The following is a 21557-nucleotide window of genomic DNA, read 5'->3' as shown; positions in this document are numbered from 1 at the left end:
CCGACCCTGCTCATCATCGAAGACCTCCACTGGTCCGACGACGCCACCCTCGACGTCCTCGCTTTTCTCGCGCGTCGCATCGACTCCGTCGCCGCCATGGTGCTGGTCACGATCCGCGACGGTGGCGCCGCACCCGGTCATCCGCTGCATCGGTGGCTCGGCTCTCTCGCAGGCCTGCCTGTGCAGCGAATTGTGTTGCCGTCGTTGTCTACCGGGGCGGTTGCCGAGTTGGCCGACCAAACCGATTGGGACGCAGCAACGCTGCACGAACTGACCGGCGGCAACCCGTTCTACGTCACCGAAGCACTCGCGGCACCACCCGACGACGCTGTCCCCGCAACCGTCGCCGACGCCGTGCTGGCGAGAGTGCGGCAACTGGACAGCGCGTCCATCGACGCGGTCGAACGCTTGTCGGTCGTACCGAAGCTTGTCGAGTTCGAACTCGCTGACGTACTGCTCGGAGACCGCATCGATCACCTGACCAGTGCCGAGGACAGCGGAATCGTGCAGGTTCGCAGCGACGGCATCGCGTTCCGACACGAGCTCGCGCGCAGGGCGGTCGAAGCGAGCCTGTCGGGTCTGCGGCGCCGCACGTTGCATCGCAATGTGATCGGGGCGCTCGGGGCAATGCCGCGTCCCGATCTCGCCAGGTTGGTCCACCATGGTTTGGCTGCCAACGATTCCGCCACCGTGATCCGCTATGCCGCTCGCGCTGGAAGGGAATCGGCCGCAGTGGGTTCGCATCGGCAGGCGCTCGCGCATTTCGAGGCAGCGCTGCGCTACGCGGATGCGTTGTCGACTGTCGATCGTGCGCGACTGCTCGACGACTACGCATGGGAGTTGTACAACGCCCACCGCTTCTCCGATGCCGTCGACGTGGGTGAGCGCGCCGCTGCGCGTTACCTCGAGGTCGGCGACCCGGTGCTCCTCGGTGAGGCCCGCGTCCGGTTGTCGCGGCACCACTACATGATCGGCGACACCCGTCGTGCGGTCGAAACATCGCGAGCAGCATTGGAAGGCTTGGAGCGGACCTCGTCGCTCGGGGCGACGGCCTACGCGGCGACCTCGTATGGCGCTGTTCTCGCGCTCGCCGGCGACACCGACGAAGCCGCACCCGTCCTCGATCGCGCGCTCCAACTCGCTACGGAATCCGAACGAGTGGACCTGATCGAGCTGTGCCTGAACTACCAAAGTCTCGTCCGTCGCGACGTCGACCAGGACGGGCGGATCGCCTTGCTCCGAAAGAGTTTGGCGCTTGCGCTCGAACACGGCCACCACGAACACGCTGCGAGGGCGTACACCAATCTCGGTGAAATTCTTTACCGCAGTGCCAAGTTCGATGATTTGGACGTGTGCTTGCGAAGCGCGCTGCGTTTCACCGCCGAGCGTGGATTCGGTTCGCACGCATTCAATCTCGAGGTCCACCAAGCGCTGCTGCGGATACGGCGGGGCGATTGGCAGGCAGGCGAGGACGCGCTGGCGGCCATCATCGATCGCGCAGAGGACCCAGGGATGTTGCGTGTCTACAGCGTCCCGACCTACGCTCGCCTGCTCGCTCGCAAGAACCTCGACACCGACCTCACCGCAACGCTTCTCGGCGCCTGGCACACCGCGGTCGAACAAGGTTCCCTGCTTGCTCTCTCGTTCGCCGGGCCCGCATTGGCCGAGTACGCCTGGATCAGCGGCCGCACCGACCTCGCGACCATTGTGTTCGAACAGTGGCAGACGGTGTGCGACCGGCCCGGCGCCGGACCGGTGTGGGGTGAAGTTCTCCGCTACTGCGCCCGAGCGGGCGTCGACATCGGCGCAGCACCTCTCGACGACGTACCCGAGCGATGGGCCGCGGGCCTGCGACGCGACGCGGCGGCTGCCGTTGCACAATGGGAGACAATCGGCGATCCATACGAGCGCGCGCTCGAGCTTGTCGAAGCCGGTACTCCCGAGCAGACCCGAGAGGCGTTGTCAATACTCGACGGACTCGGTGCTGCCGCCACCGCGGCGACGGTACGCCGGCAGCTGAAAAGTCATGGCATGCAAGTAGTTCCACGCGGACCACACTCGTCCACCAAAGCCCACCCAGCAGGCCTCACCGCGCGCCAGGCCGATGTCCTCGATCTCGTCGCACAGGGACTGACAAACGCCGAGATCGCCGACCGACTCTTTCTCTCCGTGCGGACCGTCGACCATCACGTCTCCTCGATTCTCGGCAAACTCGGGGTCTCGACACGCCGCGACGCCGGCGCAGTCGCGCGGTCGATGGCGGCTGTGCGGTGACATTGCCTCCGCTCCGCTCCGGGTGTTCGCGGCCCTTTCAGGCACAGCGTTCCCTCCTCGACTCGCTGCGCTCGCTCGTCAGTCCACGCCGTGCCGGGCCGCTCACGCGCTCGCTCGTCAGTCCACGCCGTGCCTGGCCGCTCACGCGCTCGCTCGTCAGTCCACGCCGTGCCGGGCCGCTCACGACCACCGAACCCCGCTATAGCCCCTGCATCTCCCACACGGCCAATCCGCAGAACGCCGTGACGCCGAACATCCCGAGAATCCAAAAGATTCGTGGAATGTGAGTGAGCCAACGGAGCTGATCGATATCCGTGCGGCCGGATCGATTTCGCGAGACCTCGACGAGCGTGCGGAAATTGCCGAGAACCAGCACCCACGCGCCGATCAAGAATAAGTGCTGACGTAGCTCGACGGGACTGTGCCGATCGAGATAGACCAGAATCACGCCGGCGAGGATGAGCATTGCGGCACCGAACAGGTTCCGGATGTAGAGCAGCATCGCGGCCACCACCGCGAGCGTCGCCCAGCCCAGGACTGCCAGTTGGCCGCCGGTCAGCAGAATTGCCGCAAGAACACCGACGAGGGGCGGTGCCAGATATCCCGCGGCAGTAGTCGCAATCATGCCTGGACCGCGCGGCTTTCCGCGCGACACCGTCAATCCCGACGTATCGGTGTGCAGTCGAATTCCCACCAGTTTGCGTCCGGTCAGGAGCGCCACGATCGCGTGCCCAGCCTCGTGAACCAGTGTCACGAGGTGCCGATTGAGCGACCACAAGGGAGGAAAGAGCACGAGCAGACCCGCGACGAAAATTGGCGCGTAGGCGCCGAGCTCGTCCCAGATGCGGTTCACCGGACCCAGTATCCGGATCCGACGCGGGCAATCCGCAGACCGGGACCTACGTCACACCTGGCTCAGTCCTGTCCGGGATGCCGCAGCAGGTTCAAGATCGCGAGTGCAAGTCCTCCCCACACCGTCACCATGGCAACGATCATCATGACTACTGCTGCGGTGCTCACGACTCGGCCTCCTTGTCACTGTTCGTTTCGTCGTCATAGCTGGGTTCCTCGATGGGCGTGTGGCGACTCCAGGGCAAGAACGACAAGCCGATCGCCACGACGATAAGGGCGACCACCATTCCCCAGCCGAAGATGTTGATGAAGGTCGACGGATATCCTTCATACGGCGCTTCGAGTTCGGACATGAAGTCTCGGAACAGGATGAAGGCCAATGCGGCAGGTGCCACACCGCCAACGAGGAACTGCCACCATCGTCCGAGGCGGATCGTTCCAAACTTGTTCATATGCGCCATCAGCACCGGGAGCTTGCGGAACACGAGAGTCAACGCAACCATGCTCGCGACAGCGGCCGCCAGGATTCCGAAGCTGTTGACGAAGTGGTCCATGGTGTCGAGCACATAGACACCCGTGGTCGTCGAGAACAGACCGATCGACAGCACCGCTGCGGGCAGTCCCACCCAGAGAGCAGCCGAAACGCGCGAGAGTCCGATCTTTTCCCGCACAGCGGACACAACCACCTCGAGCACGCTCACCAACGAGGTGAGTCCAGCCACTACCAGAGACGCAAAGAACAACACTCCAAGGAGGCCACCTCCCGGGGCTTCCGAGACGATCGTCGGGAAGGCCACGAATGCGAGCCCGAGTCCGGAAGTGGCAACCTCGTCGACCGGCACCGCAGCAGCAGTGGCCATGAAGCCGAGCGCTGCAAAGACTCCGATTCCGGCTAGCAGCTCGAAGCCCGAGTTGGAGAAGCCGACCACGGCTCCCGAGCCAGTCATATCGGTGCGACGTCTGACGTACGACGCATAGGTGATCATGATGCCGAAGCCGACCGACAGTGAGAAGAAGATCTGTCCGAACGCCGCTACCCATACGCCCGTTTCGGTCAACGCCGACCAGTTCGGACTGAACAGTGCATCGAGTCCGACACCCGCACCATCAAGGAACAGCGCCCGCACGACGAGCGCTGCGAAGACCAGCAGAAGCAGTGGCATGAAGATGATCGCCATCCGCCCGATGCCCTTCTGGACGCCGAGAACCATGATTCCCACGACGACAATCCACAGCAGCAGGAGCGGCCAGAACACCCCCGGCACCAGGTCCAGCGATGCCCCCGGTGTATCTGCAGCCTGCAGGAATTCACCGAAGAAGAAAGCGTTCGGATCGTCTCCCCACCGCTCTTCGATCGAGAAGAAGGTGTAACGGATCGCCCACGCGATGATCGCCGCGTAATAGATCGCGATCACTGCACAGATTCCGGTCATCCACCAGCCGATGGGTTCGGCGCCGCGAGCGATCCGCCGAAAAGACAACGGCGCCGATCCGCGGTAACGATGACCGACGGCGTAGTCGAGGAACAGGAACGGAATTCCGGCCGTCAGCAACGCAACGAGGTAGGGGATGATGAACGCCCCACCGCCGTTTTCGTACGCGACGTAGGGAAACCGCCAGATATTGCCGAGACCGACTGCCGAGCCGATGGCAGCGAGTATGAAGACTCGTCGCGTGCCGAACGAGTCCCGACCGTGTTTCGTCCCCGACTTGTCAACCGCCTGTGTGGACATACTTCGAGTCTGGCATCAAACTGATGCGGCCGGTGACGGTTCGTGTGATCGCGCCAGCGACAATGACCCCATGACCTTGTCTGTGCGAGAACGTATAGGTGCCGCAGCGTGGGTCCTCATCGCCGGCTACTTCGTCGCGGAAGCTGTCGTTCTCGCCGCTATGCCAACCGCCTACAACGCTGCCACAGGTTCCATCAGCAGTCTCGGGGAAATCCACTGCACAGGCGACATCTGTTCTCCGCTAAACGATCTGATGAATTGGTCGTTCGTTGTCACCGGAATTCTGGTCGCGGTCGGAGCGTTCGGCCTCAACACCCTGCTACCAGCGAGCACACTACGTAACTTCGTTCTCGCACTACTGGCCGTCACCGCAATAAGTTGCACCGCAACAGGTTTCGTCACGATCGACACCAACGAATCGCTGCATCAACTCGTCGCGATACCGACCTTCATCGCACGAAACGCTGCACTCGCTCTTCTGATCCTGCCCATCTACCGACGCTGGCCGACCATCGGCGTCCTCACCGCAACAGCCTGCGTGACCGGCACCCTCGGCATGCTGGCGATCCTCACCACCGACCTACCCTTCGGAGTCGTCGAGCGAATCGCCTTGTATCCGTTCAGTCTGTGGGCGGTTGTGGTCGGCGTTGCCGCATTCGTTAGGTCGACCAGCGCCCGACCCGTTACTCCGGTGCGACAGCCAACGGCACCAGAATGAGAGCAAGCACCCATGCTTGCGGCGACGTCACGTGCAACAGGATCAAGGCGGAGAAGATCGCGCTGATCAGTGCGAGAGCAGGCCAGCTCACCCGGTAGCGGTGGGCGGCGATCGAAAGTTGATTGCGCGACATGATGTTTGCTCCTACAGCCGCTCAGCGCAGACGACGGTCTTGCGAACCGGGTACGCGAAGCCTTGTCCTGCACCGCATTCGGCGGGATCGTCGGATCCGCTGATAATCCGGAGAAGCCGCACGTCACCCGGAGCTACTGCGGCACAGTCGACCTTGCCGACGATGTCACCAGCCGTCGAATAGCATTGTCCGACAACCCAGTCGACGTCCATGCACAGCGCACTGGTCTCGACTCCGCCACGCGTCGAGGCGTACCACTGATCGATATCGGCAGCACATTCGTCGTGCTTGGCGACTGTGGCCACAACCTTGAACCCGGCAGCGGGCGTGCCGCAGGGCGCAATCGCGATCACCGGGGCCGTATCGGATCCGGCGAGGCTCACACAGTCGCCCACTTCGGCGGTGAAGACGGGCTCGTCGGCCTTGGGGGTAGAGGTCCGTGTCGGCTTCGGTGCGTCAGGCGCCTTCTCGGATGCGGGTTCAGCGACCGCCCGTGGGGTGATGTTCGAACCGCAGCCGCTGAGCAGCGCTGCACCGACGGCGACACCCAACAGCAGGGCAGCGGCATTGCGACGTGTTTTCGGCATCTGAGCAATCTCCTACGGACGATCCGACCTGGTGTAACAACTGTCGGTTCGAACCGCGTCAGGAGCTAGACACCCTGGGGGTCGAAGGCGCTCACCCCGTCGGTTTGCGAATGCTGGAGAAGATCGTCTTCGCATCGTCGGCGGTCAGTTCGCCCGGTACTCCGCGATCGGCGACGATCACCATCAGGTCGGTGTCGGGCCCGTTCGGCACGGCGAATGTGAACACCGAGAATCTCGGCGGCGCACACGACTCGGTCGAGGTCAGTGATCCGGAGGTCTCGATGAAGACACCCGTGGACTGTCCGTCGCGAGATTGGAACGGAACTGCGGGCGACGACTTGATGTCGGGTGAGTTGTAGCCACTCGACGCTCTGCGGCCGACTTCAATCGCCGCAGCGGTCGGGTCAGGTTGGCCTGCTGTGATGAGAACCGACTTGGCTTTCACCCAGTTGCCGCAGTAGCCGTCGTCGTAGTCGGCAACGCCCTTGCCGATGACACCGTTGGTGCCACCGATCGTGCCTTGCGAGGCGACATCCCAGTCGGCGGGGACGTCGTAGGCAACCCCGCGGCTCGGAACGAACACGGACTGATAGCCGTCGATCACCGGAGCAGGTGCGGGCAGATCACCCTTGTGTGTGGTCTTCGGCGCAGCGCGAGTTGTGGCGGTCGCCGACTCCGCGGATACCTCGCCAGCGGTTGGCGTGCCGCTGTCCGAACTGCCGCGGGTGACGATCACCAGCACGAGGACCGCGGTCAGCAAGGCGACGACGGCAACTCCGGCCGCGATGAGCGCCGTGTTCCTCCGAGGCGGTGGGGGTGGAGGGAAGTACTGCGCTCGCGGAGGCATGCCGTTCGGGTACACGGTTGTCGGGTTGGTCGGAGGGCCCATGGGAGGTTCGTGAACCCAATCCGGCGGCGGACCCCACGCGTTCTCGGGCGTGCTCGACGATCTATCGTCCGCTGTGTCGCCGCTCATCGAAGCCCCCAAAATCGCCGTCGCTAGGCATGACCGCCGACGCTCACCGTACCGATTGTGAGTGTTGTCCGAGCTTCGAGCACCGCGCCGACGCGTTCGACCTGCTGTTCCAGTCGAGTGACTTGTCGCTTGGTCAACGTGTCGAGGGGCTCAACCGTCACAGCGAGTGTGTTGCCAGACCTCTTGTGATGCCACACGCCGCGGACTCGACCGTCGATCAGCAAGGTCGGAAAGTTGCCCGCCTGCCCGCGCGAGAGGGCCCGTGCGGCGGCCGCGCCGGGAAACACTCGCTCGCGCGGTCTACTGCCGATCACGTAGGAGTCGAAGTACGGGAGCAGGTGCAACTCGCCTCCGCCCGCTTCGGGAAAGGTGGTGTCCGCGGCGGAGGTCCACATGGCGACGCCGTCGATATCGATGGGTTCGAGTTCGTCGCGGACACTTCCGAAGAGCTCGGCCGCCCAAAGACGGGGAGCCGCGAGCCAGTGCGCGAAATCTGCAGGCGTGGCGGGGCCGTAGGAAAACAGATAGTGCTGCAACAGTTTTCGAGTGGCGGTGTGCTCGTCCATCGCTACAAGATCCGGCACGAGTCTGCGCGTACTCGAGTAGGTGACCTTGCGTCCACGATTGGCCCCGAAACACAGCACGCCGCGTTGTGCCGCCTCCCCGAGCGATTGCCGCCAACGCGGCCACCACCCGCCGAAGGCGGGCATAACCAGATCGCCTGCCCATGAACCGGTGCGCGCAACAACAGCGGCATCGAGCTCGTCGACCGTCAGGTCGTCGGTCGCTAGTGCGTCGGCGATTGCGGTGATGACGGCGAGGCTCTCCTCGCGCGACATGCGCATCGACTCCGGTACCGCTGCGACGAGGCGTGGGACGCCCGACATGGCAGCAATCCACATGGACAGGTCTTCGGTAGCCAGAAGATGGACGGTGCCGCGCGGCCCGAAGGTCTTGATCAGCTGTGGCGAGCAGGATGGATCGCCTGTTGTGAGAGCGCGTCGCACATCGGAGCGGGTGCCCGACTGCATCCGGAGTCCGACCGCCAACTCCCCTGCCGAAAGCACCTGCGCATGAGCACCACACATTGCTCGTGCCGCTGCGGCAGGGTCGTCGGTCGTCGGATTCAGCAACCGCTGCCGATCGAGCCGTCGGGTGAACACCTGCGACCACACGGTGTCGTCCGCCTTCCATCCGCTCGCCTTCACGACACCGATTCGACCATGGAGTCGGGAAGGTTTACGACGCCAACGCCGATTCCGCACCGTGCCAGCGCGGTGATGCGACCGCCCGCAACGCGGCCGACACGGCAACGACGGGCGGCAGCGTGATCCGTGACATCGGTGCAGTGAACCAGCGAACTGGGCCGGTCAGCAGATAGGTCGGCGGCAACGGAATGCGAGCGCCGGATGTGTGCACGATCAAGCCGTGGTCGCGGATCGTGGCCATCGCGTTGTGCGACACACCTGTCGTCGCGGCGAGAACGATGTGGCGCCGCGGGACAGTTGGCAGTTCGATGACCGGCCCGGCGAGCAGGTGGACCCGAAGGAACTTGTGGATATCCAGCGCGAGGTCGGCGGGCAACTCGATGCCGCACAGCGTCGGACCGGTCACGAGTTCGAGTCCGATCGCAGAGGATCGGACGGTCCAGCCGCATGCGCTGTACTCGACGGCCAGGGCGTCGAGGATGTTCGTGACCGTCGGGGTGGTGTGTGCGTCTCGCATGGTGCCTCCAGGGTGGGAACGTGTCCTCCGAATGGTGGAGTTTGCGAGGCATTCGGTCTGTCGCCGAGGTGACATGAGGAGTGTGTCCGAGCCGACACAACGAATTGGTAACTTTTCAGCTACCTCGACGGCCTGAGCGGCGAGGTCCTGCTGCCGCAGAAATGTGGTTTACGACACAAAACTGCCTCCCGCTGTAATCAGCGAGAGGCAGTGAGGGTCCAGCAGTAGTTGGGATCTCTCGATCGCGGGTCGGATAGCTCAGCAGGCGACGCGGGCGTTGCGGCGAGCCCAGCGGCTCGACTTCACCGAGCGGACAGCAGCTGCGACCGCAACGAGCGGCGGAACCCAGCGCGATTCCTCGGGGGATACGGCCCAGCGGGCAGAACCGGCGATCATCTGGGTGGGCGGCAACGCGATGGTGTCGCCGTCCATGTAGACGATGGCACCCAGTTCACGCAGCGCTGCGATGGCCAGTGCGGCCTTCGCTACGCCTGTGACGAGGTGGATCTGCCGGGTCTCGGACCCTGGAAGTTCGATAACGGGACCGAGGAGCATGTTCGCCTGCATGAATGCGTGAACGCCGTCGGTGTACTCGGCTGGGATCTCGATGCCGCAAACGTTGGCATCGGTGATGAGCGAGATTCCGTTGGCGGTCGTCGTTACCATCCATCCACGCTTGGTGTACTCGTCTGCAGATGCAGCCAGGGCGCTTGGGGAGACGGATGTTCCGGCGGTGGTGCGCACTCTTTTCTCCTTCGTGAAACTTGCTTGCTCGGTGCTTCAGAAGGGGTATCGGAGGCCGCGCACAAAAAGTTACTGAGAATTTCGTGAGAGGGGCCCAAAAACTTCTCGGCGAGCCCGCGGGGGCTCTAAAGCGGGCTTTTCTGGGCTTTCGAACCCCTCGGAATCGGCGAAAAGGGCGATCGCATGCTTCTCGCAGCTGGTCTGCGCAGCCGAAATGTCCCTCTGCGCGAGTCGGAGCAACTATCCGGCAACTGTAAAAGGTGTCCCAAATCTAGTTATCTTCGAGCCCGTCTGCCCACGCAGAGATCGTCTCGACCCACTCGGTGCCTGCCTCGGGAATCAGGCTGTTGTGGCCGACGCCGTCGATGATGTGGAGCTGCTTCGGCTCGGGTGCCGCGGCGAACAACAGATGCGCGTGCGACACGGGCACGATTTCGTCGAGTGTTCCGTGCACCATCAAGACCTCCCAGTAGTAATCGCGGAAAAACCAACGCTAAGCGCCGCCCTGATGGTTCGGTGGGTGGTGATGGGACTCGGGCGAGTGTCTGGCGGTGATCGGTGGCGACGAGGACGTACTCGGACGCGGAGTTGGAGCAGCTGCGTGGCTTCCCGGATTCGATCGGACCGGACGAGCTGATCCGGTACTTCACGCTCACCGCTGGCGATGTCGCGTTCGTGAACTCGCATCGCACTCCGCCGAACCGAATCGGTGTCGCGGTCCAGCTGTGTTCGCTCCCGTGGCTCGGGTTCGTTCCCGATCGGGTGGACCGGGTGCCGGACGCGGGGGCGCGGCGGCTGGCGGAACGACTCGGGATTCCGGTCGCAGCCCTGGCGGAGTACGGCGGCCGCGAACAAACACGCACCGACCACCTGCGAGAGGTCGCCGAGTTTCTAGGCTGGCGTTCCGCTGGCGATCTCGACTTCAAGGAGCTGGACCAGTTTCTGTTGGCCCGGGCGATCGAGCATGATTCGCCGGGTTTGCTGTTCCGGCTCGCTTCCGAGCATCTGCGCAGTTCCCGTGTGATTCGGCCGGGTCCGGTCTGGCTGACCGAGCGGGTCGCCGCCGCCAGACAGGCAGCGCAGATCGAGACCTACACCCGGCTGGAGCACCTACTCACGCCGCGGCGCAGGAGTGGACTCGACGGTCTGCTCGACGTCGACACCGAACTCGGTTCGACGCGGCTGCATTGGCTGTCGAACGGTGCCACCACGGCATCACCGGAGGCCATCAAATCCGAGATCGCCAAACTCCGGTTTCTGCGGGACCTGGGTGTCGACCACCTGGACGTGTCGGTGCTGCCGGTCGAACGACGGCGGTACCTGGCCGGTATCGGACGACGGTCCACTGCCCAGATGCTGAGCCGACGAGATCCCGAACGGCGGTATCCGATCCTGCTGACCCTGATCGCGCAGTCCGGAGTCGAAGTGCTCGACGAGGTGGTGCAGTTGTTCGATCAGGCCGTGTCGGGTCGGGAGTCGCACGCACGCAACAAGCTTGCCGACCGGCTCGCCGAACGCGCCGTCGCGGCCGAAGATCGCCTGGCCCTGCTGGACGCGATGCTCCCGGTTCTGCTGGACTCCACGGTTCCGGACGCCGAGGTCGGTACGATTCTGCGCGGACTCGGGATGCAGCGTATGAGGGCTGCGCACTCTGGTGCGCCGACCCGGCTTCCACGCGACCGTGGACATCTTGCTGTGCTCGACGATTCGTTCTCGTATCTGCGCCGGTTCGTGCCAGATGTGTTGGATGCCATCGACTTCCGTGGGACCGACGCAGCCGCCGATCTGATCACGGCTACCGCCCAGTTGAGAGGGCTGTACGTCGCCGGTGCCCGCAATGTGCCACCGAACGCGCCGGTGTCGTTCGTTCCGGCACGGTGGCGCGGGTACCTCGACGATGCCGTGGCGGCGCAGGACGCGACGGCCTACCGGCACTACTGGGAGCTGTGCGTGTTGTACGGCCTTCGTGACGGTCTGCGCAGCGGCGACGTGTTCGTGCCGGGATCGCGGCGCTACGCCGACCCAACCTCCTACTTGATCAGCGGCGACCAGTGGCAACTTCAACGCCAGGAATACTGCCGTCTCGTCGGCAAGACACCCGACGGCCGGGACGCGATCGAGCACGCCCGCCACGAACTCCGCGACGCGGTCGCGGCCTTGGAAGAAGTCCTCGCCGCCGGGGACGGCGCGGTCCGCCTCGACGACAAGGGTGAGCTGGTGATCGGTCCGTTGACCGCGGAAACGGTGCCCGACGAGGCCGACGCACTGCGCGACGACCTGGTCGCGATGCTGCCGCGAATCCCGTTGGCATCGTTGCTGATCGAGGTGGACCGCCGGACAGGTTTCACCGATCTGCTGGTGCACGCAGGTGGCAAGCAAGCCCGTTCACCCGAGCTGAAACGCAATCTGATCGCGTGCCTGATCGGGTTCGCGACCAACATGGGGCTCACCGCGATGGCGCACGCCTCGGGGATCTCCTACGACGTGCTGGCGTGGACCTCGGAATGGTATCTGCGTGAACCGACCCTGCGGGCCGGCAACGCCGTCATCGTCGACTACCACCACGGTCTGCCGATGAGCCAGCGGTTCGGGTCGGGAACCCTGTCGTCGTCGGATGGGCAGCGGTTCCCGATGCGCGGCAAGTCGCTGACCGCCCGGCACCTGTCGCGGTACTTCGTCGACGAAGGCATCTCGACCTACACCCACGTCTCCGACCAGCACTCCACCTACGGCACGAAGATCATCGTCGCGACGGACCGCGAAGCCCACTATGTGCTGGACGAAATACTCGGCAATGCAACCGATCTGCCGATCACAGAACACGCCGTCGACACCGGCGGCGTCACCCTGGTCAACTTCGCGCTGTTCGATCTGGTCGGGTTGACACTGTCCCCGCGCATCCGCAACCTCGGCCGGATCGTGCCCTACCGGCTCGGGCCACGCCGCGACTATCTCGCCGACTACCCTCACGCCGGGCCGTTGCTGACCGCCATCGCCGGCGACGAACTGATCGTCGCGGAGTGGGACAACATGCTGCGTCTGGCCGCGTCGTTCAAGTACGGGCACACGACCCCGTCGCTGCTGGTCGGCAAGCTGTCGGCCAGTTCACGCCAGAACCGCCTCGCCGCCGCGTTGAAAGAGTGGGGAGCGATCCGCCGCACGATCTTTGCCTGTCGGTACCTATCGGACGAAACCTATCGCCGCAAGATCGGGCGACAGCTGAACAAGGGCGAATCGATGCACGCGCTCCGTCGCGACCTGCACTTCGCCGGACTCGGAAAGATGACGAGGCACCACCACGAGCAACAGACCGAGCAAGCGTGGTGTCTCACGGTGGTCACCAACGCGATCATCTGCTGGATGACCGAATACCTCGGCCTCGCCGTGGATGCGCGCGGTGCTGCCGGACAACCGATCGACGACGCGGTACTCGCGCACATTTCACCAGCCCACAGCGAACCCGTGCACTTCTTCGGATCGATCCCGATCGATGTCGACAAGGAACTCGCTCAACTGGACGCCACCGGTTACCGGCCGCTGCGGAACCTCGACACATGACCCGCTCTTCGTGTCCGTTGAGAGAACCACAAACGGACACCCGTTACGAGAGGAGCCGGACGATCTCTGACTGCCGTTACCCGCGGGTCCGCTGATCGATCGCGGCCTCGTAGAAGGCGTCCGCGAGGGCGGTCATGACGGCGCTGATCCCGGGTCCGTCGCTGAAGAAATAGTCGGCCATGGTGTTGTGCGCGTCCTGGTTGTCGATGACCGCCTCGGTGACCGCGGTCTGGAAGTCCTGCGATTCGATGAACTGCTTCTTCGAGTTCACCGTGGTCTGTGTGACCAGGTCCGGGTAGGCGAGGAGCCGCTGAACCAGGCCTTGGACGAACTCCCGGACCTGGGACTGGGTGAACGCGTCGGCACCGAAGAGGTCGTTCATCTTGTCGATGACGACCTGGAGTGCGACGTACTTCGGGTCCTTCCGAGTGCCGGTGCCGGCGCCGCTGATGCCCTTGAGCTGACCGTCGCCGGTGAGTGAGATGTCGACCGCGGCCGCCTTGTTGTGTTTGACCCCAACCAGGACCACGTCGGAGAGGTCGACCTCGGCGGCCCAGGAGGAATCGGCGATGACCTTGTCCAGCAGCCGCAGGAAGATCGACAGCATCTCCATGTAAGGGTCGCCGTAGTCGACGATCTGGCTCATGAAGTCGTAGAGCCGGACGTAGGTGGAGACGTCCTTACGGAACAGGTCGAGGGTGTTGAGGCTGACTTTGTCGTCCGACTCGATCGCCGCCGCGTAGCGACGGGCGAAGTCGTTCTTGGCCGGGCTGATCGCGGCCGACAGCGCGTTGTTGCCTTTGCGGGTGACCCACAGTTCGGCGACGTACCGCACCTGCTCGGGGGTATAGATCCCGGCCTGGGCGAGCTTGGTGGCGAGGTGGACGACGACGTATGGGTCGGTCTCGGTCTCTAGGGTGGCACCGGTGAAGTACGGCTCGAACGCGGCGCGAATGTCTTCGGGTTTGTTTACGAAGTCGACGACGAATGTCGTACGTTTCTGCTCCCCGCTTGCGGTGCGGTGGGTGCGGTTGAGGCGCGACAGCGTCTGCACGGTGGTGACGCCTGAAAGCTTTTTGTCGACGTACATCGCCGACAGCAGAGGCTGGTCGAACCCGGTCTGGAATTTGTTGGCGACCAGCATGACCTTGTACGTCGCACCCTTGAATGCGGCAGCCAGATCGGAGCCGGAACCAGGGTTCAGGTTGGCCTCAGTGAACTCGTCGTCCTTGCTCGGCTGCGGACCCCACTCCGTCGACCACTGCTCGTCTTCGTCCATCGTCACCGCCCCGGAGAACGCAACCAATGTCCGGTAGTTGTACGCCGCGTCGACCGCGGCCCGCTTGGCGATATAGGAGTCGATCGCCTTCTTGTACTTCACCGCTGCCTTGCGGGAATCGGTTACGACCATTGCCTTCGCCTTACCGTCTAGCAAGTGGGCGACGTTGGTGTGGAAGTGCTCGACGATGATCTGCACTTTCTGGCTGATGTTGGTCGGGTGCAGTTTCACCCACCGCATCAACCCCTTACGTGCCGCGGCTTCCTCCACCTCGTCGCCGTTGCCGCTGCCGGCGTTGCCAGCGATCTTCAACGCGGTGTCGTAGGTTTGGTAGCCCTTGAGCACGTCGAGGATGTAGCCCTCCTCGATCGCCTGGCGCATCGAGTAGAGGTGGAACGAGGTCGGCTTCCCATCCGGGCCCTTGCGGCCGAACAACTCCAGGGTCTTGTTCTTCGGTGTCGCGGTGAACGCGAGATAGGAGATGTTCTGCAACTCGGCCCGCTCGGTCATCTCCGCAGCCAAGATCGACGCGACGTCGACCTCACCGCCGTCCTCGATCTCCTCGACCTCCTCTGCGGTCAGGACGGCCTTGAGCTTTGCGGAGATCTGGCCGGACTGCGAGGAATGGGCCTCGTCGGCGATCACCGCGAACCGCCGCCCTTTCAACGACGCATCCTTGCGGATCTCGTCGAGAGCGAACGGGAAGGTCTGCACCGTCACCGCGATGATCAGCTCACCGTTCTTGAGCGCGGTTGCCAGCAGCCCGGATTTCGACTTCGCGCCCGCCTTGCGGACGTCCTCCGGGCTGATCGTGGCCACGATCTTCCCGGACCCGTCGATCTGCCGGATCGCGTCCTGCAGCTGCCCGTCGAGCACGGTGCGGTCCACGACCACGATCACCGAGTCGAACACCTTCTTATTGTCGACGTGTAGCCGGGCTAGTCGGTGCGCGGTCCAGGCGATGGTGTTCGTCTTCCCCGACCCTGCCGAGTGCTCGATCAGATAGCGCTGACCGACCCCTTCCTCGCGGACCGCGGCGACGATGTTCGTCACGGCCTCCCACTGGTGGAACCGGGGGAACAGCATGCTAGTCCGCGTCATCGAGGTCCCGGTGGCGACGTCCCACTCCTGCCTGGTTTCGATGATCATCAGCCGGCCGATGATGTCCAGCCAGGCGTCCTTGTCCCAGACCTGTTCCCACAGATAAGCCGTCGCCGACCGCCCGTTCTCGGCTGGCGGGTTCCCCGCACCACCGTCGTGGCCGGTGTTGAACGGCAGGAAGTGGGTCTTCTCACCCTCAAGGCGGGTGGTCATCGCGGCCAGGTCGTTGGAGACCGCGAAGTGGACCAGCGCCCGGTGCCCGAACGACAGCAGTGGCTCCGGGCGACCGTTGGTGATCGGATGCCGGGTCTTGCGGTACTGGTTGATCGCCTCGTCGAGGGATTGGGTGAAGTCGGTCTTGAGCTCGACGGTGGCGACCGGGAGCCCGTTGACGAAGAAGACCAGGTCGATGCTGCGCCGGTCGGCGGTGGAGAAATGCACCTGCCGCATCACCCGCACCCGCATCGCCGCGTACTGCGCTGTGGTGGTCTCGTTCAGGCTAGTTTCGGGGCGGAACTGCGCCATCTTCAACCGGCCACCGCCGATGTAGGGCACCCCGTTGCGCAGGATGTTCAGCGTTCCGCCGCCGTGTTCGAGAGGCTTGTCGAGCGCCGCGGTCAGCACGTCAAGGAACTTCGCCCACGATCCCGCCGCCTTCAACGCCTTCTCATACACCGCCTGCTGGGTTTCCTCCAGCCACGCGAACAGATCGTCGGGGATCAGTGCCCGCTCCCGGTTGTAGCCGGTGTCTTTCGCCGAGTACAGCCACCCATGGGACGCCAGGTGTGCGCAGATCTCGGCCTCCAAAACGATCTCGTTGTGATCGGCCATCACGCCGACTCCAGGACGTAGGTCTGGCCCGTCACCGCTGCTGTGATCAGCGCGGATCGCCGTTCACGAGCGAGCTCGATGAACCGCTGCTGCTCTTCTATGAGTGTGTCGATGCGGGCGGTCTCGCGGTCGAGGTGGTCGGCGATCGCGCGCTGCTCCTCAAGAGATGGCAGTGGCATCGGAATCCGTGCGAGCTTCTCCGCGGTGAGGTGTGGCATCGAGACCACGTTGCAGTAGGCGCGAATGAAGCCGCTGGCTCGTAGCGCGATCAGGTAGAACGCGATGAACCGGCCGTCGAAGTCCCCGGTCGGTCGCAGTCGGTTGATCGAGTTCTGGAACCCCCAGCCGGGCAGGTCCTCGTCGACATACGCGGCGCGGCCGAACCCGCCTTGTCCGCCCTCGACAACGACAACGTCGCCTGCCCGGATGCTCAACTTCTCCAGCTCTTCGTCGCCGAACCACATCTCGTTCACGTCGTCGAGCACCAGCACACCATCAGGCTGGACATTGGCAGCGCGCAGGTACGGGGCGCACACGTCACTGCCGGAGTCCTTGCTCTGCAGCATCTTGCCGAGCGTGACGGTCGCTGCGTTCTTGACCTGGCCCACCAGCCACCCGCCCGGCAACGCGACCCAAAGCGGCCCTGTCACTGCTCCACCTCTCGAAGGAGGTCGAGGATCTTGGCGACCTGCTTCTAGAGGTCGTCGTCGATCTCGGCGAGAGGGCGTGGCGGAACGTACTCATAGAAGTGACGGGTGAAGGGGATTTCGTAGCCGACCTTGACCTTGGCCCAGTCGATCCAGGCATCGGACATGTGCGGCTTCACCTCGGCATCGAAGTACGCCTGGACTACCTCGTCCTTGCCCGAGGCGGCGGCGGTCGAGCCGCCGTAGGTGAACGGGACGTTCTCGGTGTCGCGCCTCTTCGGGTCCGGCTTGGGCTTTCCCTTGCGGTCCACGAGCGGCTTCCCATCCTGGTCAAGCAGTGGACGCTCGACAGTGATGGTCCAGTAGCCGAACTCGTCGTTGCGCAGCACCTTGGTGTAGTGGGGGTCGGCGTCGGTGAAGGCAGCGTACAACTTCACTACCTCGGCGCGGTCGTCTCGGCTGAGTTCACGGTTCTTGGCGCCGAGGTTCTTACGCATCTTGGTCCAGAATGAGGTTCCGTCGATGAGCTGGACGAGGCCTTTGCGGTCGGGGTGTTTGGTGTTGTCGAGGATCCAGATGTAGGTGGGGATGCCGGTGTTGAAGAACATGTTGGTCGGTAGCGCGACGATGGCATCGACCAGGTCGTTCTCCAGCAGCCACTTGCGGATGTTGGACGGGTCGGATTCTGCGGCGCCCGTGAAGAGCGGCGAGCCGTTCATGACGATCCCGACCCGGCCGCCGCCGTCCTCGGGTGCGCGCATCTTGTGGGCCAGGTGGAGCAGGAAGAGCATCTGCCCGTCCGAGGTCGATGGGAGGCCAGGTGCGAACCGGCCGTAGGGGCCGGCTTCGTCGCGCTCTTTCGTGACCGCCTTGGCGTATTGCTTCCAGTCGACGCCGTATGGCGGGTTGGACATGCAGAAGTCGAAGTGGCGGCCCTTGAAGGCGTCATCGGTGAGGGTGTTGCCGAAAGCGATGTTGGTTGCGTCGTGGCCCTTCGCGAGTAAGTCGGACTTGCAGATCGCGTACGACTGCGGGTTGTATTCCTGCCCGTACAGGCTCAGTTTCGCGTCGGGGTTCTGTCCGAGCAGGTGCTCCTCGGCCACGGTGAGCATGCCTCCGGTGCCCGCAGTGGGGTCGTACAGCGTGCGGACGATGCCAGCCTCGGTCAGGTCGGCGTCCTTTTCCGCGAAGAGCAGGTCGACCAGCAGCCGGATCGCGTCCCGCGGGGTGTAGTGGTCGCCGGAGGTCTCGTTCGCGGCCTCGTTGAACTTGCGGATGATGTACTCGAACGCGTCGCCCATGTCGGCGTTGGAGACGGCGACCGGATGCAGGTCGACAGCCTTGAAGGAGGTGACTACCTCTCGCAGCAGTTCCGCCCTCTCCAAGGCGAGGATCTCCTTCTTGAAGTCGAAGTACTCGAACACGTCGACATCAGGGGAGAACCGGTCGATGTAGTCGGCCAGGTTGTCCGCCAACCCGTCCGCGTCGGCGAGGAGGTTGCCGAAGGAGTAGTTCGAGGTGTTGTAGAACGGGCACCCGGTGGCCTTCTTGACTGCGATCTTGAGCCGGTTGGGATTGTCAAACTTCGCGGCCAGCTCGCGCACCGTCTCCCGGTCGGGCTCGAGGATGCAGTCGAGGCGGCGCAGGATCGTGAGCGGAAGGATCACATTGCCGTACTGGTTGGGGCGGTAGGGCCCTCGAAGTTGATCAGCGATCGACCAGATGAAGCTACCGAGCGTACTCACACGGCTCCTTTTCATTGCTCACTCACAACCACCGCCTGCCATCAGGCTAGAGGGGGTCTTGGCGTACACAGTCGTGAAATGTCCATAAGAAGCTTGGGAAGTTGCCGGGCACGTGCCGCACGACGAGTCATGTTCGTTTGGGGACCGGCAATCGGACACAGCTCCTCGTGCTTCGCGAGACAGATCAGTACCATCCGGTGAGGGAATCCTAAACGGACACTTGGCGGTTGATCCAGCGTCGCAACGGGGTGAATCGCCAGCTCTCTGGACATCTTGCGGTACGACATTGTGGCGGATTGGCAGACTGGACCAAGGGGTATGGTCGAGGCGATATTCGTTCACTGAGTTGCAAAGAGACGAAGCTCGAAAGCGCAGATTGTTCGGGGAGGAATTGTGGAAGCGCATCCGCGCCGGCTCAAGACGGTTTTTCGCAGCGATGTACGCCTACGGATTCCGCTGTTCCAACGCCCCTACGTGTGGGACGAAGACGAACAGTGGGCGCCGCTGTGGGAGGACGTAGAGGCGACCTTCGACCGGCGCAACGAAGAAGACACCTCTCCGCACTTTCTCGGCGCGATCGTCTTGGAACAGAAGCGCGGTGCCCTGGGGAGTCTTGAAGTTCGTGAGGTCATTGACGGGCAGCAACGCCTGACCACGCTGCAAGTACTCATCGCCGCTGTCCGTGATACGTACGCAGCTTCTGACGTCAAGACTCGGCTGTCGAGTCGCCTCGGGAAAACACTCGTGAACGACTCCGACTACGTCGACAGTCCGGAAGAGGAGTTCAAGCTCTGGCCAACGAATCACGACCGCATCTCCTATACAGACGTCATGCGCGGTCGGTATCGCGACAGCAATCACGATCCCGCATTACCACGGATAGCCACTGCGTACGTGTTCTTCAGGGAACAGATCGACGCCCTGATCGCCAAGTGTGCAGATCAGCCTGCTGAGACTGTTTTGGATGGCCTCGCCGAGGTCATGCTCGAGCACCTCGAAGTCGTGGTCATCGATCTTGGCGTAGATGACAACGCCCAGGTTATTTTCGAAACCCTCAACGCACGCGGAACCCCATTACGCGCGTCGGATCTCATCAAAAACGCGCTGTTCCGCACGCTGCAAGAAAAAGGTCGATCTGTCGAATCGCTCTACCAAAAGCATTGGGAACCGTTGGAGAAGCCGCATTGGCAGCGGGACGTGCGACTCGGTCGCCTCACCCGGCCCCGCCTGGACGTGTACGTCGGATTCTTCCTCACTGTGTTCCTACAACGAGAAGTCCAGTCACATCAACTGTTCCCGCTCGCGCGCACCTACTTCCGCACTGACCCCACTCGAGCAGAGAACTTCCTTACTCAGCTCGACCGGTATGCGCGGATTTACGACGAACTGGAAGCCCGAACGGTCGGCGACGCGCGTGAACAGCAGATTCTGACTCGTCTTGAGATCGTCGACACCCAAACCATTACGCCGCTCCTTCTATGGCTATTCGCGCACACGACCTGGCACGACCGCCTACTCTCCCTCGAACTACTCGAAGGATTCCTCATCCGGCGCGCGATCTGCCGATTGACCCCGAAAAACTACAACCGCTTGTTTCTTGAGCTTCTTCGACGACTGTCCGGCCAAGATGGGCCAGCCAACACAGTCATCGAGGAGTTCCTGGTACAGCAGCACTCCGAGTCCGGTCTCTGGCCAAGCGACGAGGACCTCATCGACTCACTGCGCCGACTCCCCCTCTATCGACTCCTAAAGCGCGACCGACTCCAGCGGCTCCTCCTAGCCTTCGAGCAGCATCTGACGACCGATCGCACTGAACCCATGAGGGCCAGCTCCAAGCTGTCGGTCGAACACCTCATGCCACAGAGCTGGACCGAAAACTGGCCGCTGCCGACCGATCCAACCGCCGCAGACACCGAAGAAGAATGCCGTGATGCGCTGATTCACACCATCGGAAACCTCACGTTGGTAACGAGTAAACTGAACTCCACCTTGTCGAATGGATCCTGGGCGAGTAAACGGGCACACCTTCTCGCGCATTCTGCCTTAACACTAAACCGATCGCTCCCACCGACCTGGACGACGGCCGACATCGAAGCTAGGTCGAAGTACCTCGGAAACGCGGCCATTACGATGTGGCCACGTCCAGCAAACACCAGACTTGCCGATCGAACAATCAACGACCTTGAGCGAGAACTCACTCCCGACCGGGAGCGCGCACTCGCTGCAACAAACGACCGGGCGACAAGTCCTGACAGGCGTAGGACAAGCCGCCGCGATATTGGACAACATATTGTCAACGCGTTCGCCGATCTTGATGATGGCGACTTCCTCACCATCAACCAGATTCGAAACGTTCCCTCCCCCCAATACCCAATAAATGACCTACCGTCTGCTGGAGCGATAAACGCACGCCTGTTTCCGAGTAGCGGCCGTGCTACCACGGTTCCGGGTGTCCGAGCCACGATTTCCGACGGGCGTAGAGGGGCCCGCAGAACCGCGGCAGAAGCATTTCCTCCGGCCTGACTGTCGTGTCGCTTGTCGACCGGCTAACGGACACGCGACAGCCTCGGCCACCAGCACCCGGCGACGTGCAGGAACGGCGAATCGACAGCGTCTCAATAGGGTGGTCCACAAAGATTCTCACAGAACCCTGG

17 protein-coding genes are annotated in these 21557 nt (G+C 63.3%); 4 read left to right on the top strand and 13 right to left on the bottom strand.

Features of this window, described 5'->3' with window-relative positions; all coding sequences use genetic code 11:
• The first annotated feature begins 96 nt into the window (after positions 1–96).
• Complete coding sequence (locus ACHIRB_RS17335; RefSeq protein WP_395124177.1) at positions 97–2274, top strand: LuxR C-terminal-related transcriptional regulator; 2178 nt, start codon at positions 97–99, stop codon at positions 2272–2274.
• 199 nt (positions 2275–2473) lie between these two features.
• Here ACHIRB_RS17335 and ACHIRB_RS17330 read toward each other — a convergent pair whose 3' ends face one another.
• The 3 genes from ACHIRB_RS17330 to ACHIRB_RS17320 form a co-directional block, all read right to left on the bottom strand.
• Positions 2474–3127: a M50 family metallopeptidase gene (locus ACHIRB_RS17330; RefSeq protein WP_395124175.1), complete on the bottom strand. Its 654-nt coding sequence runs from the start codon at positions 3125–3127 to the stop codon at positions 2474–2476.
• A 62-nt stretch (positions 3128–3189) separates the two neighbouring features.
• Positions 3190–3294 (bottom strand): methionine/alanine import family NSS transporter small subunit, encoded by a 105-nt coding sequence (locus ACHIRB_RS17325; protein WP_199704733.1) that lies wholly within the window; start codon positions 3292–3294, stop codon positions 3190–3192.
• A complete protein-coding gene (locus ACHIRB_RS17320; RefSeq protein ID WP_395124174.1) occupies positions 3291–4859 on the bottom strand; it encodes a sodium-dependent transporter in 1569 nt (522 codons plus the stop codon). Before ACHIRB_RS17320 ends, ACHIRB_RS17325 begins: the two co-directional genes overlap by 4 nt.
• A 70-nt stretch (positions 4860–4929) precedes the next feature.
• Here ACHIRB_RS17320 and ACHIRB_RS17315 point away from each other — a divergent pair, with 70 nt between their 5' ends.
• Positions 4930–5577, top strand: coding sequence for a DUF998 domain-containing protein (locus ACHIRB_RS17315; RefSeq protein WP_395114016.1), 648 nt, complete (start codon positions 4930–4932; stop codon positions 5575–5577).
• Here the strand turns inward: ACHIRB_RS17315 and ACHIRB_RS17310 are convergent.
• The 7 genes from ACHIRB_RS17310 to ACHIRB_RS17280 all read right to left on the bottom strand — a co-directional run bounded on the left by ACHIRB_RS17310 (position 5543) and on the right by ACHIRB_RS17280 (position 10202).
• Entirely contained in the window at positions 5543–5710 is a 168-nt protein-coding gene (locus ACHIRB_RS17310; protein ID WP_395114015.1) for a hypothetical protein, read from the bottom strand. The genes ACHIRB_RS17315 and ACHIRB_RS17310 overlap by 35 nt on opposite strands.
• An 11-nt stretch (positions 5711–5721) precedes the next feature.
• Positions 5722–6297: an LppU family putative lipoprotein gene (lppU, locus tag ACHIRB_RS17305; RefSeq protein ID WP_395124173.1), complete on the bottom strand. Its 576-nt coding sequence runs from the start codon at positions 6295–6297 to the stop codon at positions 5722–5724.
• 91 nt (positions 6298–6388) lie between these two features.
• Positions 6389–7273: a DUF8017 domain-containing protein gene (locus ACHIRB_RS17300; protein WP_395124172.1), complete on the bottom strand. Its 885-nt coding sequence runs from the start codon at positions 7271–7273 to the stop codon at positions 6389–6391.
• Positions 7274–7296: 23 nt separating this feature from the next.
• On the bottom strand, positions 7297–8481 hold the full coding sequence (locus ACHIRB_RS17295) for a winged helix DNA-binding domain-containing protein (protein WP_395124171.1): 1185 nt from the start codon (positions 8479–8481) through the stop codon (positions 7297–7299).
• 31 nt (positions 8482–8512) lie between these two features.
• On the bottom strand, positions 8513–8998 hold the full coding sequence (locus ACHIRB_RS17290; RefSeq protein WP_395114011.1) for a hypothetical protein: 486 nt from the start codon (positions 8996–8998) through the stop codon (positions 8513–8515).
• 258 nt (positions 8999–9256) lie between these two features.
• A complete protein-coding gene (locus ACHIRB_RS17285; RefSeq protein ID WP_395114010.1) occupies positions 9257–9742 on the bottom strand; it encodes a hypothetical protein in 486 nt (161 codons plus the stop codon).
• Between the two features lie 271 nt (positions 9743–10013).
• Positions 10014–10202: a hypothetical protein gene (locus ACHIRB_RS17280; RefSeq protein ID WP_465254671.1), complete on the bottom strand. Its 189-nt coding sequence runs from the start codon at positions 10200–10202 to the stop codon at positions 10014–10016.
• 98 nt (positions 10203–10300) lie between these two features.
• Here ACHIRB_RS17280 and ACHIRB_RS17275 point away from each other — a divergent pair, with 98 nt between their 5' ends.
• Positions 10301–13300, top strand: coding sequence for a Tn3 family transposase (locus ACHIRB_RS17275; protein WP_395124169.1), 3000 nt, complete (start codon positions 10301–10303; stop codon positions 13298–13300).
• Positions 13301–13376: 76 nt separating this feature from the next.
• Here the strand turns inward: ACHIRB_RS17275 and ACHIRB_RS17270 are convergent, their stop codons facing one another.
• Genes ACHIRB_RS17270 through ACHIRB_RS17260 form a run of 3 tightly spaced genes read right to left on the bottom strand, consistent with a single transcriptional unit; the run spans position 13377 to position 18903 of the window.
• Positions 13377–16511 (bottom strand): type I restriction endonuclease subunit R, encoded by a 3135-nt coding sequence (locus ACHIRB_RS17270; RefSeq protein ID WP_395124168.1) that lies wholly within the window; start codon positions 16509–16511, stop codon positions 13377–13379.
• The gene (locus ACHIRB_RS17265) at positions 16511–17161 is read right to left on the bottom strand and encodes a restriction endonuclease subunit S (protein WP_395127732.1); all 651 of its coding nucleotides are present in this window, start codon (positions 17159–17161) and stop codon (positions 16511–16513) included. The genes ACHIRB_RS17270 and ACHIRB_RS17265 overlap by 1 nt, the downstream gene beginning before the upstream one ends.
• A gap of 44 nt (positions 17162–17205) precedes the next feature.
• Positions 17206–18903: a type I restriction-modification system subunit M gene (locus ACHIRB_RS17260; RefSeq protein WP_395124166.1), complete on the bottom strand. Its 1698-nt coding sequence runs from the start codon at positions 18901–18903 to the stop codon at positions 17206–17208.
• Positions 18904–19296: 393 nt separating this feature from the next.
• On the opposite strand from ACHIRB_RS17260, the gene ACHIRB_RS17255 reads away from it, so the two are divergent.
• Positions 19297–21426: a DUF262 domain-containing protein gene (locus tag ACHIRB_RS17255; protein ID WP_395124165.1), complete on the top strand. Its 2130-nt coding sequence runs from the start codon at positions 19297–19299 to the stop codon at positions 21424–21426.
• Positions 21427–21557 lie beyond the last annotated feature (131 nt).

The sequence above is a fragment of the Antrihabitans spumae genome (genome assembly GCF_043944905.1).
GTDB classification, from domain to species: Bacteria; Actinomycetota; Actinomycetes; order Mycobacteriales; family Mycobacteriaceae; genus Antrihabitans; species Antrihabitans spumae.
The sequence above is the reverse complement of the archived record's forward strand: the minus strand, read 5'-3'. Positions and strand labels throughout refer to the sequence as shown.

Excerpts from the sequence above, each read along its gene's own strand:
- ACHIRB_RS17310 (WP_395114015.1), bottom strand. The coding sequence starts at position 5,710 with ATGTCGCGCAATCAACTTTCGATCGCCGCCCACCGCTACCGGGTGAGC.
- ACHIRB_RS17320 (WP_395124174.1), bottom strand. The coding sequence starts at position 4,859 with ATGTCCACACAGGCGGTTGACAAGTCGGGGACGAAACACGGTCGGGAC.
- ACHIRB_RS17270 (WP_395124168.1), bottom strand. The coding sequence starts at position 16,511 with ATGGCCGATCACAACGAGATCGTTTTGGAGGCCGAGATCTGCGCACAC.
- lppU (WP_395124173.1), bottom strand. The coding sequence starts at position 6,297 with ATGCCGAAAACACGTCGCAATGCCGCTGCCCTGCTGTTGGGTGTCGCC.
- ACHIRB_RS17315 (WP_395114016.1), top strand. The coding sequence starts at position 4,930 with ATGACCTTGTCTGTGCGAGAACGTATAGGTGCCGCAGCGTGGGTCCTC.
- ACHIRB_RS17335 (WP_395124177.1), top strand. The coding sequence starts at position 97 with ATGGTGCTGGTCACGATCCGCGACGGTGGCGCCGCACCCGGTCATCCG.
- ACHIRB_RS17300 (WP_395124172.1), bottom strand. The coding sequence starts at position 7,273 with ATGAGCGGCGACACAGCGGACGATAGATCGTCGAGCACGCCCGAGAAC.
- ACHIRB_RS17290 (WP_395114011.1), bottom strand. The coding sequence starts at position 8,998 with ATGCGAGACGCACACACCACCCCGACGGTCACGAACATCCTCGACGCC.